Consider the following 675-nt stretch of genomic DNA (forward strand, 5'->3'; position numbering starts at 1 on the left):
CGACGGCGACGATCAGCAGCGTCCGGTAGCTCGCGAGCAGGGGGTCGACCGCCGCAGCCGGCTCGATCCACGGCGGGCCGAGCGTCACCAACTCGAACAGCACCGCGGCCGCGAGCAGCGGGAGCAGGAAGCGGTAGCCCCACAGCACCGAGACGGGCGTGAGATGCGCGCTCGCGAGCGCCACGCCGGTCACGACGGTCAGGACCGCCAGCCCCTGCGGGTCGGTGTGGGCGAACGCGGCGGCGGCGAACGCGAGCTGGACCGCCAGCTTCGTCCGCGGGTCGAGTCGGTGGGCGAGCGAGTCGCCGGGCTCGTAGCGGAGCATCAGTCGGCTGTCGCCTCGGTTTCGGGGGCGCGGACGCCGTAGTCGGGCAGTTCGGCGGCCGCCTCGTCGGGGGGTGCGTCGACGACGACCCGCCCGTCGGCAAGACAGACCACGCGCTCGGCGTCGCCGAGCAGGTCCCGGAGGTCGTGGGTGACCACGATCAGTCCCGTGCCGTCGGCGTGAAGCTCGCGCAGGTGCCCGAGCAGGCGGTCGCGTGCGGGCGAATCGAGCCCGGTGAACGGCTCGTCGAGCACGAGGTGGTCCGGCTCCATCGCCAGCGCCCCCGCGACCGCGAGGCGCTCGCGCTCGCCGCCCGACAGCGACTCGATCCGGTCGGCCTCGCGGCCGTC

General features: G+C 74.7%; 2 protein-coding genes. Both read right to left on the minus strand.

Annotated elements, in window-relative coordinates:
• Positions 1–325: CbiQ family ECF transporter T component (locus tag ACFR9S_RS13030; protein WP_379818838.1), on the minus strand; the 325-nt coding region annotated here is incomplete at its 3' end.
• Positions 325–675, minus strand: a 351-nt coding sequence (locus tag ACFR9S_RS13035; protein WP_379818839.1) for an ATP-binding cassette domain-containing protein, incomplete at its 5' end; no start/stop codon positions are given. The genes ACFR9S_RS13030 and ACFR9S_RS13035, both read right to left, overlap by 1 nt.

The sequence above is a fragment of the Halolamina salina genome (assembly GCF_042678005.1).
GTDB classification, from domain to species: domain Archaea; phylum Halobacteriota; class Halobacteria; order Halobacteriales; family Haloferacaceae; genus Halolamina; species Halolamina salina.